General features: G+C 67.4%; 17 protein-coding genes and 2 tRNA genes. 12 read left to right on the top strand and 7 right to left on the bottom strand.

All coding sequences use genetic code 11. The features are described from left to right. Positions 1-59 precede the first annotated feature (59 nt). The 6 genes from ACIP5T_RS12010 to ACIP5T_RS11985 all read left to right on the top strand — a co-directional run bounded on the left by ACIP5T_RS12010 (position 60) and on the right by ACIP5T_RS11985 (position 3,789). On the top strand, positions 60-1,328 hold the full coding sequence (locus tag ACIP5T_RS12010; RefSeq protein WP_400863368.1) for a sensor histidine kinase: 1,269 nt from the start codon (positions 60-62) through the stop codon (positions 1,326-1,328). Further along, a complete protein-coding gene (locus tag ACIP5T_RS12005) occupies positions 1,316-2,002 on the top strand; it encodes a LuxR C-terminal-related transcriptional regulator (protein WP_400863366.1) in 687 nt (228 codons plus the stop codon). The genes ACIP5T_RS12010 and ACIP5T_RS12005 overlap by 13 nt, the downstream gene beginning before the upstream one ends. After that, entirely contained in the window at positions 1,999-2,964 is a 966-nt protein-coding gene (locus ACIP5T_RS12000; protein WP_400863365.1) for a DUF4097 family beta strand repeat-containing protein, read from the top strand. The genes ACIP5T_RS12005 and ACIP5T_RS12000 overlap by 4 nt, the downstream gene beginning before the upstream one ends. An 84-nt stretch (positions 2,965-3,048) precedes the next feature. Continuing rightward, positions 3,049-3,122 (top strand) — tRNA-Ile (locus tag ACIP5T_RS11995). A 26-nt stretch (positions 3,123-3,148) separates the two neighbouring features. Further along, positions 3,149-3,221, top strand: a tRNA-Ala gene (locus tag ACIP5T_RS11990). Positions 3,222-3,507: 286 nt separating this feature from the next. Then, the gene (locus ACIP5T_RS11985) at positions 3,508-3,789 is read left to right on the top strand and encodes a hypothetical protein (RefSeq protein WP_400863364.1); all 282 of its coding nucleotides are present in this window, start codon (positions 3,508-3,510) and stop codon (positions 3,787-3,789) included. Between the two features lie 31 nt (positions 3,790-3,820). On the opposite strand, the gene ACIP5T_RS11980 is transcribed toward ACIP5T_RS11985, so the two are convergent. The 3 genes from ACIP5T_RS11980 to ACIP5T_RS11970 form a co-directional block, all read right to left on the bottom strand. Further along, on the bottom strand, positions 3,821-4,336 hold the full coding sequence (locus tag ACIP5T_RS11980) for a DUF3253 domain-containing protein (RefSeq protein WP_400863362.1): 516 nt from the start codon (positions 4,334-4,336) through the stop codon (positions 3,821-3,823). Positions 4,337-4,413: 77 nt separating this feature from the next. Then, positions 4,414-5,529 (bottom strand): M24 family metallopeptidase, encoded by a 1,116-nt coding sequence (locus ACIP5T_RS11975; RefSeq protein WP_400863361.1) that lies wholly within the window; start codon positions 5,527-5,529, stop codon positions 4,414-4,416. A gap of 43 nt (positions 5,530-5,572) precedes the next feature. Then, positions 5,573-6,022 carry a hypothetical protein gene (locus tag ACIP5T_RS11970; protein WP_400863359.1) on the bottom strand — a complete coding sequence of 150 codons (450 nt, stop codon included), beginning with the start codon at positions 6,020-6,022 and terminating at the stop codon, positions 5,573-5,575. Positions 6,023-6,229: 207 nt separating this feature from the next. Between ACIP5T_RS11970 and ACIP5T_RS11965 the strand changes: the two genes are divergently transcribed. Beyond that, positions 6,230-6,652, top strand: coding sequence for an NUDIX hydrolase (locus ACIP5T_RS11965; protein WP_400863358.1), 423 nt, complete (start codon positions 6,230-6,232; stop codon positions 6,650-6,652). Position 6,653: 1 nt separating this feature from the next. Here the strand turns inward: ACIP5T_RS11965 and ACIP5T_RS11960 are convergent, their stop codons facing one another. Beyond that, positions 6,654-7,115, bottom strand: coding sequence for an aminoacyl-tRNA deacylase (locus ACIP5T_RS11960; RefSeq protein WP_400863356.1), 462 nt, complete (start codon positions 7,113-7,115; stop codon positions 6,654-6,656). Positions 7,116-7,165: 50 nt separating this feature from the next. Further along, positions 7,166-7,666: a DNA helicase gene (locus ACIP5T_RS11955; protein WP_400863354.1), complete on the bottom strand. Its 501-nt coding sequence runs from the start codon at positions 7,664-7,666 to the stop codon at positions 7,166-7,168. Between the two features lie 145 nt (positions 7,667-7,811). Here ACIP5T_RS11955 and ACIP5T_RS11950 point away from each other — a divergent pair, with 145 nt between their 5' ends. Together ACIP5T_RS11950 and ACIP5T_RS11945 are read left to right on the top strand one after the other, a co-directional pair. After that, positions 7,812-8,369 carry a peptidylprolyl isomerase gene (locus ACIP5T_RS11950; RefSeq protein WP_215171201.1) on the top strand — a complete coding sequence of 186 codons (558 nt, stop codon included), beginning with the start codon at positions 7,812-7,814 and terminating at the stop codon, positions 8,367-8,369. A gap of 21 nt (positions 8,370-8,390) precedes the next feature. Further along, positions 8,391-9,293 (top strand): rhomboid family intramembrane serine protease, encoded by a 903-nt coding sequence (locus ACIP5T_RS11945; RefSeq protein WP_400863352.1) that lies wholly within the window; start codon positions 8,391-8,393, stop codon positions 9,291-9,293. 167 nt (positions 9,294-9,460) lie between these two features. Here ACIP5T_RS11945 and ACIP5T_RS11940 read toward each other — a convergent pair whose 3' ends face one another. Next, positions 9,461-9,700, bottom strand: a complete 240-nt coding sequence (locus ACIP5T_RS11940) for a cell division protein CrgA (protein ID WP_400863350.1) — start codon at positions 9,698-9,700, stop codon at positions 9,461-9,463. An 85-nt stretch (positions 9,701-9,785) separates the two neighbouring features. On the opposite strand from ACIP5T_RS11940, the gene ACIP5T_RS11935 reads away from it, so the two are divergent. Genes ACIP5T_RS11935 through ACIP5T_RS11925 form a run of 3 tightly spaced genes read left to right on the top strand, consistent with a single transcriptional unit; the run spans position 9,786 to position 11,423 of the window. Beyond that, positions 9,786-10,580 carry a class E sortase gene (locus ACIP5T_RS11935; protein WP_400863348.1) on the top strand — a complete coding sequence of 265 codons (795 nt, stop codon included), beginning with the start codon at positions 9,786-9,788 and terminating at the stop codon, positions 10,578-10,580. Between the two features lie 22 nt (positions 10,581-10,602). Then, positions 10,603-10,758, top strand: a complete 156-nt coding sequence (locus ACIP5T_RS11930; protein WP_400863346.1) for a hypothetical protein — start codon at positions 10,603-10,605, stop codon at positions 10,756-10,758. Then, complete coding sequence (locus ACIP5T_RS11925) at positions 10,755-11,423, top strand: anthranilate synthase component II (RefSeq protein ID WP_400863344.1); 669 nt, start codon at positions 10,755-10,757, stop codon at positions 11,421-11,423. Before ACIP5T_RS11930 ends, ACIP5T_RS11925 begins: the two co-directional genes overlap by 4 nt. Here ACIP5T_RS11925 and pknB read toward each other — a convergent pair. Next, positions 11,402-13,096: a Stk1 family PASTA domain-containing Ser/Thr kinase gene (gene pknB / locus ACIP5T_RS11920; RefSeq protein ID WP_400863342.1), complete on the bottom strand. Its 1,695-nt coding sequence runs from the start codon at positions 13,094-13,096 to the stop codon at positions 11,402-11,404. The two genes, ACIP5T_RS11925 and pknB, sit on opposite strands and share 22 nt — an antisense overlap. Positions 13,097-13,136: the final 40 nt, after the last annotated feature.

The following is a 13,136-nucleotide window of genomic DNA, read 5'->3' as shown; positions in this document are numbered from 1 at the left end:
AAGCCGGGTGTCTGGCTGGCTCGGTGTCGGCCTGATCGGCGCCGCCGTACCTTTGAACCATGACGACACACACTGCCACGCCGCAACCGGCGACGGCCACGAAGCCGCCGCTGCGCATCGTGCTCACGATCCTGCATCTCGCAGGGATCGGAGTCATCGGCGGCTTCATCTTCGCGACTCTCTCCGGACTTCTCGGCACCGGTCTCGGCCTGCTCTTCGCGGCCGGCGTCGGCATCGTGCTGCTCGTCGGACTCGTCTACGCCCTCTTCGGCGTGGGCTGGTTCGAGGTGGCGCGGGTCAGCGCCCTCTACCGCTCGCCGATCACACCGCTCAGGTGGCGCCCGCGCGATCGCCCCGGCTTCGTGGGCTGGCTGCGGTCGCTCGGACGTCAGGCCATCGACGGCCGCATGTGGCGGGCCCTCGCGAACTTCGCGATCACGGCCGTGCTCGGTTGGATCGTGCTGCGCCTCGCATTCGGTCTCGTATGGTCGATCACCATCTCGTTCGCGCCGCTCACCGGAGCGGATGCCGTGATGGGCCCGTTCGGCGGAGGCGGCATCGACCCGGCGTGGGCACCGCTCATCGGCATCCTCGGCATCGCAGCCTGCCTCGCCGGGATGATCGGCCTGGCATTGCTGAACCGGGTGCTCTCGCTCGCCATCGTGGTTCGCAGCCGTGAGGCAGAACTCACGGAGCGCGTGCGCACCAGCACCGCTCAGCGCGAGGGCGCGGTGCGCGCCGCAGACGTGGAGCGCACCCGCATCGAGCGGGATCTGCACGACGGGGTCCAGCCGCGTCTCGTCTCGGTCGGGATGACCCTGGGACTCGCCCAGCAGAAGATCGACAACGATCCGGATGCCGCCAAGGAGCTCATCGCCGAGGCGCACACCTCGACGAAGGCCGCGATCACCGAGCTGCGACAGCTCGCCCGCGGCATCCATGCCTCCGTTCTCGACGACCGCGGGCTCGACGCGGCGCTGTCCGCCCTCGCGGGGCGATCCCACATCCCCGTGCACCTCGACGTGCGCATGGAGGGGCGCTGCAGCCGTGAGGCCGAGGCCGCCGTGTACTTCTCGATCGCCGAGTCGCTCACGAACGCAGCCAAGCACTCTCGTGCCAGCGAGGCGCGGGTCACCGTTCGTCTCCGTGACGGTGGGGTGCTCTGGGCTCGTGTCGAGGACAACGGCATGGGCGGCGCACAGGTGCAGCCCGGCGGTGGCCTCGACGGCATCGCGAACCGCATCCTCGCGGCCGGCGGAACCTTCCGCCTCGAGAGCCCCGTCGGCGGGCCGACCAGCCTGGAGGTGAATGTGCCATGCGCATCCTGATCTGCGAGGACTCGGTCCTGCTGCGCGAAGGACTCGTACGACTGCTGGAGGACGCCGGACACAGCGTGGTCGCGGCTCTGCCCGACACCGGCGGCCTCACCGAAGCCGTGATCGAGACCGATCCTGAGCTCTGCATCCTCGATGTGCGGCTTCCTCCGACATTCACCGACGAGGGAATCCGCGCGGCTCTCGGACTGCGCGACACGAACCCCGCGCTTCCGTTGCTCGTGCTCTCGCAGTACGTCGAGGAGCGCTACGCGTCCGACCTCATCGCCGCGCAGGGCGGGCCCCTGGGCTATCTGCTCAAGGACAGGGTCGCCGATGTCTCCGAGTTCCTCGCCTCGGTGCAGAGGATCTCGGAGGGTGCGACGGTGCTCGATCCGGAGGTCGTCGCCCAGCTGCTCACCCGCCGCAACCGCGACGACCGCATGCAGCGCCTCACAGAGCGCGAACGGACCGTGCTGGCGCTGATCGCCGAGGGCAAGTCGAATGGGGCCATAGCCGGCCTGCTCTTCCTCTCGGAGGCGAGCGTCGAGAAGCACATCACCGCGATCTTCCAGAAGCTGGGCTTCGAGCAGGGCGAGTCGGGCAACCGACGCGTGCTGGCGGCCCTCGCACACATCGAGAACACGGGCGGCACGACGCCGACCGGACAGACAGGACTGGGACGATGACCACGAACAACGAAGACTTCCAGGGCGGGCACACCCCGCTCACTCCCCCGCCGGCATCCCCGCCCCAGGGGCAGGCGCCCGCACCGGCGCCCGCCGCTGCGCCCGCACCGGCACCCGCCGCTGCGCCCGCGCAGGCGTCTCCTGCCGATGCGGGACGCTCATCGGGAACGACGGCGATCATGATCGTGACCGCGATCGTCGGCGGGCTCGCCCTCCTCGGTGCGGGTGGGTCCGCGGCCGTCGCAGCGACCGGCAGCATGATGGGGTCCACGCAGGGCAGCGACTCGGTGCTGACCGAGGATGCAGCCGGGATCGAGGGGCTCGACCTCGACGTGGATGCCGGAAACATGCGCATCGAGTTCGGGGACGTCGATGAGGCCCGGCTGGCGGTCACCGACGCACGTGGACCCGCATGGACACTCGAGCGCGAGGGCGACGACCTGGTCGTGCGGAGTCCGGAGTTCCGTTTCGGATGGTGGTTCGGCAGCTGGTTCGGCGATGACCAGTCGGCCGTGCTGACTCTTCCGGAAGATCTTCTCGATGCGCAGCTCGATGCCGACCTCACCCTCGATGCGGGCAGCCTCGATGTGGTCGGCGAGTTCGGCGCTCTCGACGTCACCGTCAACGCCGGTGCCCTCGATGTCGAGGGCGTGGCGCGCAGTCTCAGCATCGACATGAGCGCCGGCCGTGCGGATGCTCTGCTCGACGGCGTCGACGAGGCCGATCTCAGCGTCTCGGCAGGCGATCTGAACGCCGAGCTGACCGGACGCGCGCCGTCGCAGACGACGATCGATGTGAGCGCGGGGTCGGTGGACCTCACAGTTCCGGACGAGTCATACTCGATCACTCAGGACGTCAGCGCCGGATCACTCGACGCGAAGATCGACCAGTCCTCAGGTACCCGGAACGCGATCGATGTGACCCTTTCAGCCGGCAGCGTGACGATTCGCCCGGGACGCTGACCACGATCGAGGGCGAGGGCGCGCCGGTGCCCCGCCCTCGATTGGGTATTTCCACGAATCTCCGGTAAAGTTTCGGAGGTTGACGGGCCCATAGCTCAGGCGGTTAGAGCGCTTCACTGATAATGAAGAGGTCCCAGGTTCAAGTCCTGGTGGGCCCACTCCTCAACTCAATAGATTCCCTCACGGGGCCTTAGCTCAGTTGGTAGAGCGCCTGCTTTGCAAGCAGGATGTCAGGAGTTCGAATCTCCTAGGCTCCACACTGTGTTGAGACAGTTCGAGAAGGCCCCGCCATCGTGCGGGGCCTTCTCGTTTTCCGGTCTCCACAGGTGTTAACAACCCTGTTAACAACTCACGTGGCCCGCGCGACGCGGTGCTCTCCGAGTCCACAGATGTGGATCGATCTGTTGACAACTCGCCGGTCTCGAGACGGATCCGAGTGGCGGACGCCGTCGAGACGGGCCTTCGAAATCAGACTCGTCTCAGGAGAGACGTCAGTAATCAACCCCCCTTCACACTTCCGGTTCACGGGCGTAGCGTGCACGCATGGCTGACGGGGAGATGATGATCCAGACCGAGATCGTGTTCGACGGATCGAGCTTCCTGCTCTCCCAGGATCAGGATGTCGACGATCTGCGAGAACGCATCGAATCGGCGACGAGGACCTCCGGCACGTTCGTCGACCTGGTCGTGGTCGGAAACAGGGCCGTGAGCGTGCTCATCACCCCGAACACCCAGGTCAGGATCAGCGTCGCATCGGTGGCATACGACCCGCGTGACACCGGCGACGTCGACTTCCCCTACAGCGGGTACCACGACGAGCTCTGAAGCCCGGATGCGGCTGGATGCCCGTTCGGGATCAGAGCTTCGGTCCGCGCACCATCCGCACCGGACCACGAGCGTCGCGGATGCTCACTTCGTCACCCTTCTGCGTCACGACGATCTCCTCGCGGTCCGCGAGCACCGCGGCGACCCGCCGGACGTCCGCCATCACCGACCGCCACGACTCACCGCCGACCGCCCGCGCCACATCGCTCGGACAGATCGAGGACCCGTCCCGCTTGCGCGTGAGAGCGCGCATCGCAGCCGCGATCCTCTCGTCGAAGTCGTCGCCGACGCGATCCTCCCACCAGGGCGCCCCGCGTTCACCCAGCGCGGTCTTCGCATCGTGCACCCGGCGTCGTGCATCGGGATCCTGAGCCTTCACGGCACGGCGAGCAGCCATCAGCTCATCGACCAGCTCCTGACGGAACGTATCGGGGATCGACGGGTCGGTCGCTCGCCATCGTCGGCCGTCGATGATGACGTGATGCCCGTCGGCGGTGTGCTCTGGGTCACGCGCCTCGCCGTCGCGGGCGCTCGCATCGGATGCCATGGTCACAGTCTGGCCGCCCGGATCGCGCCCACAAAGGGGCTTGACCGGTCGCGAACCCAGCGACCCGACAGACCGGTTCAGACCCCGGTGAGCCCGTGGCGCGCGGTGTTCAGGCGCTCGCACCCGTCAGCCGTCACGACGACGATGTCTTCGATGCGCGCACCCCACTCGCCCGCGAAGTAGATGCCGGGTTCGATGCTGAAGGCCATGCCCTCGCGCAGCACGAGGTCGTTGCCGGGCGCGATGTAGGGCTCCTCGTGCACCGAGACGCCGATGCCGTGACCGGTGCGGTGCAGGAAGGCCTCTGCGAACCCTGCCTCAGCGAGCACCGACCGTGCGGCGGCGTCAACCTCCTCGGCCGTCGCCCCGGGGTGCACGGCGTCGACGGCGGCCTGCTGAGCGCGGACGAGCACCGCGATGCGATCGGCGGCCTCAGGGTCGGGAGTGCCGACCACGTAGGTGCGGGTGCTGTCGGAGTTGTAGCCGCTCGGCACTGCTCCCCCGATGTCGACGACCACGATCTCTCCGTCGCCGATCACGCGATCCGACACCTCGTGATGCGGGTCGGCGCCGTTGGGGCCGGAGCCGACGATCACGAACTCGACGGTGCGGTGTCCCTCGGCGACGATGGCCTCGACGATGTCGGCCGCCACTTCGCGCTCGGTGCGACCTGCGCGAAGCCACTCGGGCACGCGGCGGTGCACGGCGTCGATCGCGGAGCCGGCTCGCCGCAGCTCGGCGACCTCTTCGGCATCCTTGATCATGCGCCCCTCGCGCAGCACCGGTGTAGCGAGCTCGACGCGCACGTCGATCCGATCGGCCAAGGGGATCACGTGCAGGGCCGGCAGAGCGTCGGAGACGCCCACCCTCGAGACGGTGCCGAGCGCTGCGGCCACGAGGTCGTAGGGGTTCTCGCCGTCGACCCAGTCGGAGACCGCGAGTCCGAGCTCGCCCACGGCGGTGGTCCTGACCTTCGCGAGCTCCATGCGCGGCACGATGATCGTGGGTGCCAGTCCCGGCCCGAGCACGAGTGCCGTGAGCCGTTCGATCGTGTCGCCCTCGACGCCGACCAGGTACTGCAGATCGGGGCCAGGCCCGACGACTATCCCGTCGAGACCGACGCCGGCGGCGAGAGACGCGGCGCGGTCGAGACGAGCGGAATACACGGAGGCGGGGAACGGCAGTGTGCTCACGGCATCCACGCTACTGCTCGGGCCGGGGTCAGGGAACGGCGACTCAGCTGACGGCGAGGCGGATGCGCTCGGTGAGCACCTTGCGGTTCGCGGCGGTGAGGTCGAGCAGCGCGTAGGCGGTCGGCCACATCGTGCCGTCGTCGAGGTTCGAGATGGGCTCGAATCCGAACGTCCCATAGCGGACCTTGAACTTGCTCGCCGGCTGGAAGAAGCAGAGGACCTTGCCGTCCTTGCCCCACGCCGGCATGCCGTAGTAGGTGCGCGGCATCAGCTCGGGGGCCACCTCGGTGACCAGGGCATGGAGGGCCAGCGACAGCTCGCGATCCTTGTCGTCCGGCAGCTTCGCCACGGCCGCTTCGAGATCTGCCACTCCCTCGGCGCGCACCTCTTCCGGGCTCTTCTTCGCCCGAGACCTCGACTTGCGCTTGTCGGCCGCGGCCTCCTTCATGGCCTCGCGTTCCTCGGCGCTGAAGTTCTTCTCGTTGTCAGCCATGACAGGTTCCTTTCTCGGCGTGATCTGCGGTGAACCTCACACTACGGATGCCGCGGGTCGCTGTGCTTCTCGATTCCTGATCGATCTCGCGATCGGGGATCCGAATCCGGGCCTGCGATCGTGGTGACGGCGTTCCGTGCTGCACAGGCAGCGTCATCTGACGGGATCAGAGGTGTCGGTCGCCGTCGCCGCCAGTAGTGTGAGGGCATGGACATGCGGGTCGCGGCATACGCGGTCGTCACCGATGACGACGGACGCATACTTCTGGCGCGCTGGATCGAAGGGCGACGGGTCCCGTGGACGATGCCCGGTGGTGGTCTCGAGGCCGGTGAGGCACCCGAGGACGCCGTCCGGCGGGAGCTCCGCGAGGAGACCGGCTATGCGGTCAAGGTGGGCGAGCTGCTCGGCATCCACTCGAGGGTCATTCCCGCCAGCCAGAGAGTGAACCAGTCGGATCAGCCGCTGCACACGCTGCGCATCGTGTACCGGGCATCGGTGACTGGCGGCAAGCTGACCTTCGAGGCCGACGGCTCCACCGACATGGCGGAGTGGTTCCCTCTCAAGTCGGTGAAGGAACTGCAGCGAGTGAAGCTGGTCGACATCGCACTGCGGATGGCGGGCATCCTCTGACTCAGTCTCGAGCCTCTTCGGGAACCGAGATGTCGGCCACTGTCGCGCCGTAGGCGGCGATGAGGTCGTCAGCATCGACGAACAGGCTGTACCCGTGAGCACCGGCGCCCATCGCGATGCGCTGGCCGACGATCGACTCATCGGCGAAGACAGGCCAATCGGTGGTGCTGCCGATCGGGACGATTGTTCCGCGTTCGTAGCCGGTCGCCGCGAGCGCGAGATCCGGTTCAGGCAGGCGGAGCTTGTTCACACCGACGACTGCACGCAGCTTCGGCCACGAGATCGACCTGCCGCCGGGAACCAGCGCGAACAGGTACGTGTCGTCAGAGCGCTTGACCACGAGGGTCTTGACGATGCCGGAGGGCAGGATGCCGAGCAGCTCAGCCGCCTCGAAGAGGCTTCGGGCGGCGGGCCGCTCGCGGATCTCGATATCGAGTCCACGTGCGGCAGCCGCATCCCTCACCCGAGCATGGAGATCCCCCGGCTGAGTGGCCGGGGGCTCCGATGTCGAGGTCACGCGTCAGGTGCGGAGAGCGGGTCGTCTGCGACCCAGAGCTCGTCGTCCGCGCGCAGGGCCTGCCAGGCGGCGTACAGAACACCGGCTGCCGCGGCGACGCCGAGGATCAGCGCGATGATCGAGCCGACGCCCGGACCCTTGGGCTCGGGCTTGGTGGCCTTGCGCACCTTGCGCACGACACCCTCGCGCTTGGCGTTGGCCACGTCCCACGCGGTGAGCGCGGTTCCGACGACTCCGCCGACGATCGGGACGACCTTGTCGTCCACGACGTGGTGGCCGAAGCGGACGCCACGGTCGACGACCGGGGCGAGGCGACGGTTGTAGGTGTCCTGCACGACAGGACCGACCTGCTCGCGGCCGAAGTGGCCGAGCTGGCGTCCGGCCTCACGGGCGACGTCGGCGGCGTGGCCGACCAGGACCTGCTGGTTCTCCCAGAGCTGGTTCGCGTCGTTCTGAAGACGACGCAGCTCCTTCTTCCGCTTGCGGCTGATGCTCACGATGCTCTCCTGTCGATTGGAGTACGGATTCCCCATCTTGCCACGCGACCCCGGATGGGGCGAGGGAATCGCCGAACCCTTGCGTCGGAGGGCGATCAGCGCTAGACGCGGGCCAACTCATGGGAAGCTCTGCGAGAATGGACGCATGGCTCACGCTTCTCATGTCGCAACCCTGCACACCAACCACGGTGACATCGTCATCAACCTCTTCGGCGACCACGCCCCGAAGACGGTCAAGAACTTCGTCGGCCTGGCCGACGGCACCCAGGAGTGGACGCACCCCGCCACCGGCAAGCCGGGCGAGGGCGCTCTCTACAAGGATGTCGTCTTCCACCGCATCATCCCGAACTTCATGATCCAGGGCGGCGACCCGCTCGGACAGGGCGTCGGCGGCCCCGGTTACAACTTCGACGACGAGATCAACATGGAGCTCAACTTCAACGAGCCCTACATCCTCGCGATGGCGAACGCGGGTCTGCGTCGCAACGCCATCACCGGCAAGCCCGAGGGCACCAACGGTTCGCAGTTCTTCATCACGACCGACCCCACCCCCTGGCTCCAGGGAAAGCACACGATCTTCGGCGAGGTCGCCGATGACGCCTCCAAGGCTGTCGTCGACGCGATCGCCGCCGTGCCGACCGCCGCGGGCGACCGCCCGATCGAGCCGGTCGTGCTGCAGTCGATCGACATCGTCGCGGCCTGACGCCGACGCTGGCCGATCCGGATGACCACGCCTGAGTTCGCGGACAACCGCGAGAACTTCTGCTACCGGCATCCGGATCGGCAGAGCTTCGTGCTCTGCCAGCGGTGCCTGCGCACCATCTGCCCCGAGTGTCAGACGCAGGCGCCGGTCGGGGTGATCTGCCCCGAATGCATGGCAGCAGAGCGCAAGAACCGCACTCCCGCCCAGAAGCGGGCCGAACGCCGGTGGGGCGGGCGTGGCACCGCACTCGCTTCGAGGAGCAGCGGCAAGCCGGTCGTCACCTACGCGCTGCTCGCGGTGACGTCTTTCATAGGACTCCTTCAACTGATCCCGGGGATGGGCCAGGCGATCACCGGTCAGCTGCTCTTCGCAGCCGGGTATCTGTATCCGGACCTGTCGCTCATGCCGTTCGAGCCCTGGCGACTTCTCACAGCCGTCTTCGTGCACGGCGGGTTCCTGCATCTCGCCCTCAACATGCTCGCTCTGTGGATGCTCGGGCAGAGTCTCGAACCGATGCTGGGTCGGGTCCGCTTCCTCGCGTTGTATCTGATCAGCGGCCTCGGCGGATCCGTCGCCGTCGCACTGCTCGCGCCCGGGACCGCCACGGTCGGCGCCTCCGGAGCGATCTTCGGCCTGATGGCCGCGCTGCTCATCATCGGCAGGCACATCGGTGCGAACGTGACGGGGATCCTCGTGATCCTCGGCATCAACTTCGTCGTCGGGTTCGTGTTCTCCCAGAACATCGCCTGGCAGGCACATCTCGGTGGGGCGATCGTCGGCGCGCTCGTGGCATTCATCCTCACCAGAACCCGACGACGGGAGCAGCGCACTCTGCAGATAGTGCTGCTCGCCGCGGTCGTCGTCGCCCTGATCCTGATCGTCGCCCTGTTGGTACCTTTCCTGATCACGACGGTTTACTCCTGATCAAGAGTTGTTAACAGGGTTGTTAACCGATGTGAATAACATGGGTGTAATTCTCCCCAGGGTGGGGATAACCTGTGGATAACTCGCTGTCGGCGAAGCCGGTCACGAACGAAAGAGGCCCCTCTCGCCGCGGCGAGAGGGGCCTTCTTCGAAGACGAGGGTCGGCGTCAGCGCCAGCGTGTGGTCATCAGGAAGCCGATGAGGGCGATGCCCAGGCCGATCGCGAGGTTCCAGTTGTCGAGCCCCGGAATCGGGAACTGCATGCCCGAGATGTAGAACACGAGAATCCACACCAGACCCAGAAGCATGAAGCCGACCATCACCGGCTTGAACCACACGGCGTTGGGTGCGGCTTCGCCTTCGCTGCGCGGGGCTTCGGGTTCTTCGATCTTGCGGTCGCGTGCCATTCCCACAGTGTACCCAAGAGTGTCATATCGCGCGGAAAGCGGCATCCGAGAGCCTGCGTACAGGTCTGCCGGATAAGATCTGGCCATGACTGCATCCGTCGTCTCGGGGGAGCGACGCGCACGCCGGCGTCGCCCACGATCGCGCGCGACCTTCACGAGTGTCCTCGGTGAGCTGCTGCTCACCGGTGGGGTGCTCGTGCTTCTGTTCGTCGCGTGGCAGATGTGGATCGGTGACATCATCATCGCCGCGCAGAAGAACGACGAGGGCGCGGCCATGTCGCAGACGCTCGCCGAGGCTCCGGCGCCCGAACCGCCGCCCCTGGTCGAGGGGGAGGACGGCAAGACCTACTACGAACCCGTGATCCCTGCCGCACCGGCGGACGCGCAGTGGTTCGCACAGATGCATGTCCCGCGCTTCGGTGCCGAGTACAACGTCGGGATCTACGGCGGCACCAGCCGTGCGCGCACCCTCGACGACCTCGGAATCGGCGTCTACACCGACTCGAAGATGCCCGGCGAGGTCGGCAACTTCGCGATGGCCGGACACCGCACCACCTGGGGCAAGCCGTTCAACCAGCTCGACAAGCTCCAGGTCGGCGATGCGATCGTCGTCGAGACACCCGACGGGTGGTTCACCTACCGCTTCCGGACCCTGGAGTACGTCAAGCCGACTCAGACCGACGTGCTGCTGGATGTGCCGCAGATGCCCGGCGTCGAGACGGGCGAGAAGTACATCACCCTGACCGCCTGCTCCCCGCTCTATTCACTGGCCGAGCGCATCGTCGCCTACGGGGTGTTCGAAGGCTTCCAACCGCGCGCCGAAGGCCCGCCCACAGCGCTCACCGACCCACCGCCTCCGCCGGCAGCGCCGTCGATCTAGCCGAACGGAACGAGACGTAATCATGTATGCCGCACTCTGGAGCCTGCTGCCCGGTCCGTGGTGGCTGAAGCTCTTCATCCTTCTGGTGCTCATCGCCGCAGTGCTCTACGGGCTGTTCTGGTTCGTGTTCCCCTGGGTGAGTCCCCTGATCACTCCGGGCGAGGTCGATCTCGAATGACCCGCGTGCTCGTCGTGGACAACCACGACAGCTTCGTGCACACCCTCGTCGGCTACCTGCGTGAGCTGGGCGCCGACGCCACCCTGATCGAAGCGGATGCCGTTGCGGCGTCGCAGCTCGAAGGGATTCTTCCCGATTTCGACGCGTTGCTCCTGTCGCCCGGTCCGGGGGCTCCCGCTGACGCCGGGGTCTCGATCGATGCCGTGCGCCTGGCCGCACGGGTGCGGATGCCGCTTCTCGGCGTCTGCCTCGGGCACCAGGTGATCGGGGCCGCGTTCGGCACCGCCGTGTCGGAGGCGCCCGAGCTGATGCACGGCATGGTGTCGCGCGTCACGCATGACGGGTCGGCTCTCTTCGCCGGCATCCCCTCGCCGTTCGACGCGGGCAGGTATCACTCTCTCGCTCTGGCGGAGTCCGAGCTGCCGGACGAAGTCGTCGTCACAGCCCGCACCGACAGCGGCACCGTGATGGCTCTGGCGCATACCCGGCTGCCGATCCTCGGGGTGCAGTTCCACCCCGAGAGCGTGCTCACCGAAGGCGGCTACCGTCTGCTCGCCAACTGGCTCGCGCTCTGCGGCGACTCAGACGCCGTCGCGTTGTCGTCGAGCCTGCATCCGCTGTCGGGGACCGACCTTCGTGCGGCTCAGCCGGCGGCGACGCAGTAGCGCAGTTCGACCGTCGAGCCGATCGCGACATCGCCGGGTGCGGCCGACATCGACGACACGGTCGGGGGCTCCGTCGGAGTGCAGTCGATCAGCTCGACCGGGCTCGGAGTGAGTCCGATGCGTTCGAGCTCGGCCTGCGCGGCGTCCATCGTCCATCCCGTGACGTCGGTGAGGGTGACTCGACCGCTGGCGACCACGAGGTTCACGACGGTCTGCGGTGCGACCTCGCTCTCCGCGGCCTCGCTGGCCTCCATCACCGTCTCGGCCGCCAGGCCCTTGTCGTTGCGCTGGATCACCGTGCCGAGCTCGAGACCGGCTGCTGCGAGGGCGTCCTTGGCGGCGGTCAGCGACAGACCCTCGAGGATCGGCACCACCACGGTCTCCTTGCCGGACGACACGTAGACGGTGACGGAATCTCCCTCGCTGACGGCTGTGCCGCTCTCCGGATCGGTGCGGGTGACATTGCCCTCGACGATGTCGTTGCTCGACTCGAGCACGAGCTTGGCCGTCAGATCGAGCTTGCCGAGGTCGTCCTGAGCGCGCTCGGATGACACGTTGACGAGGTCCGGCACGACGCGAGCGCTCGACGGCACGTCATCCGGCCGCATGCTGAGCGTCCACACCCAGAACAGCACGGATGCCAGCAGCACCGCGAGCAGTGCGACGCCTGCCCAGATCCACGCGACGGGAGGACCCGACTGCGTGCGAGCCATCGTCGTGTCGGTGCTCAGCTGACGCAGCGATCGGGCGGTCTCCTGCGCGGCGCGCGGACTCGGACCATACAGCTCGCTCGTGAGCGCGCCGAGTTCCTTGCGGCTCGGCGCATGGCCGGAGACCGCAGAGTCGAGCGCGGCGCGGAAGTGCGCAGCATCCGGGTACCGCTGGTACGGGTCCTTCGCGAGCGCTCGCAGGACGATCGGATCGAGCGCGCCGGGGGAGTCCTCGTTCACCTCGGTCGGAGGGACCGGGGTCTCGCTCACATGCTGGTACGCGACCGCGACCGGCGACTCGCCGCGGAACGGCTGACGCCCGGTGAGCAGCTCATAGAGCACGACACCGGTGGAGTAGAGGTCCGCCCTGGCGTCGACAGGCTCGCCCTTGGCCTGCTCGGGCGAGAAATATGCGGCTGTGCCGATGATCTGCGTGGTCTCGGCGACGGTCGACGACGAGTCGGACACGGCTCGGGCGATGCCGAAGTCCATGACCTTGACCTGGCCCTTGTCGGTCACCATGACGTTGCCCGGCTTGATGTCGCGATGCACGACGCCCGCGCGGTGCGAGTAGTCGAGCGCCTCGAGGATGCCGTCGACGTAGCGCACGGCGTCTTCGACAGGCACCGGGCCCTTCGCGATGATGTCCTTCAGCAGGGTCCCGCTGATCAGCTCCATGATGATGTACGGAGGTTCGTCGGTGCTGCTGTCGGTGGTCGAGGGGTCGCCGGCGTCGTAGACCCGGACGATCGACGGGTGCGACATGCGAGACGCCGACTGCGCCTCGAGACGGAAGCGCGTGCGGAACGCGTTGTCCCGAGCGAGCTCGGGGTCGAGGATCTTGATCGCCACCGCACGACCGAGGGTCAGGTCGTACCCGCGGTACACCTTCGCCATGCCGCCGTGCCCGATGAGCTCGTCTACGCGGTAGCGCCCCGCGAGAACTCGTGGCTCTGTCGACACGTACTGACCCCCTGATACGACCTTGTGGATGCTCTAGCCT

The organism is Microbacterium sp. NPDC088619 (genome assembly GCF_044752825.1).
Lineage (GTDB): Bacteria > Actinomycetota > Actinomycetes > Actinomycetales > Microbacteriaceae > Microbacterium.
Note: the sequence above shows the minus strand (reverse complement) of the source record. Positions and strands in the feature narration are given on the sequence as shown.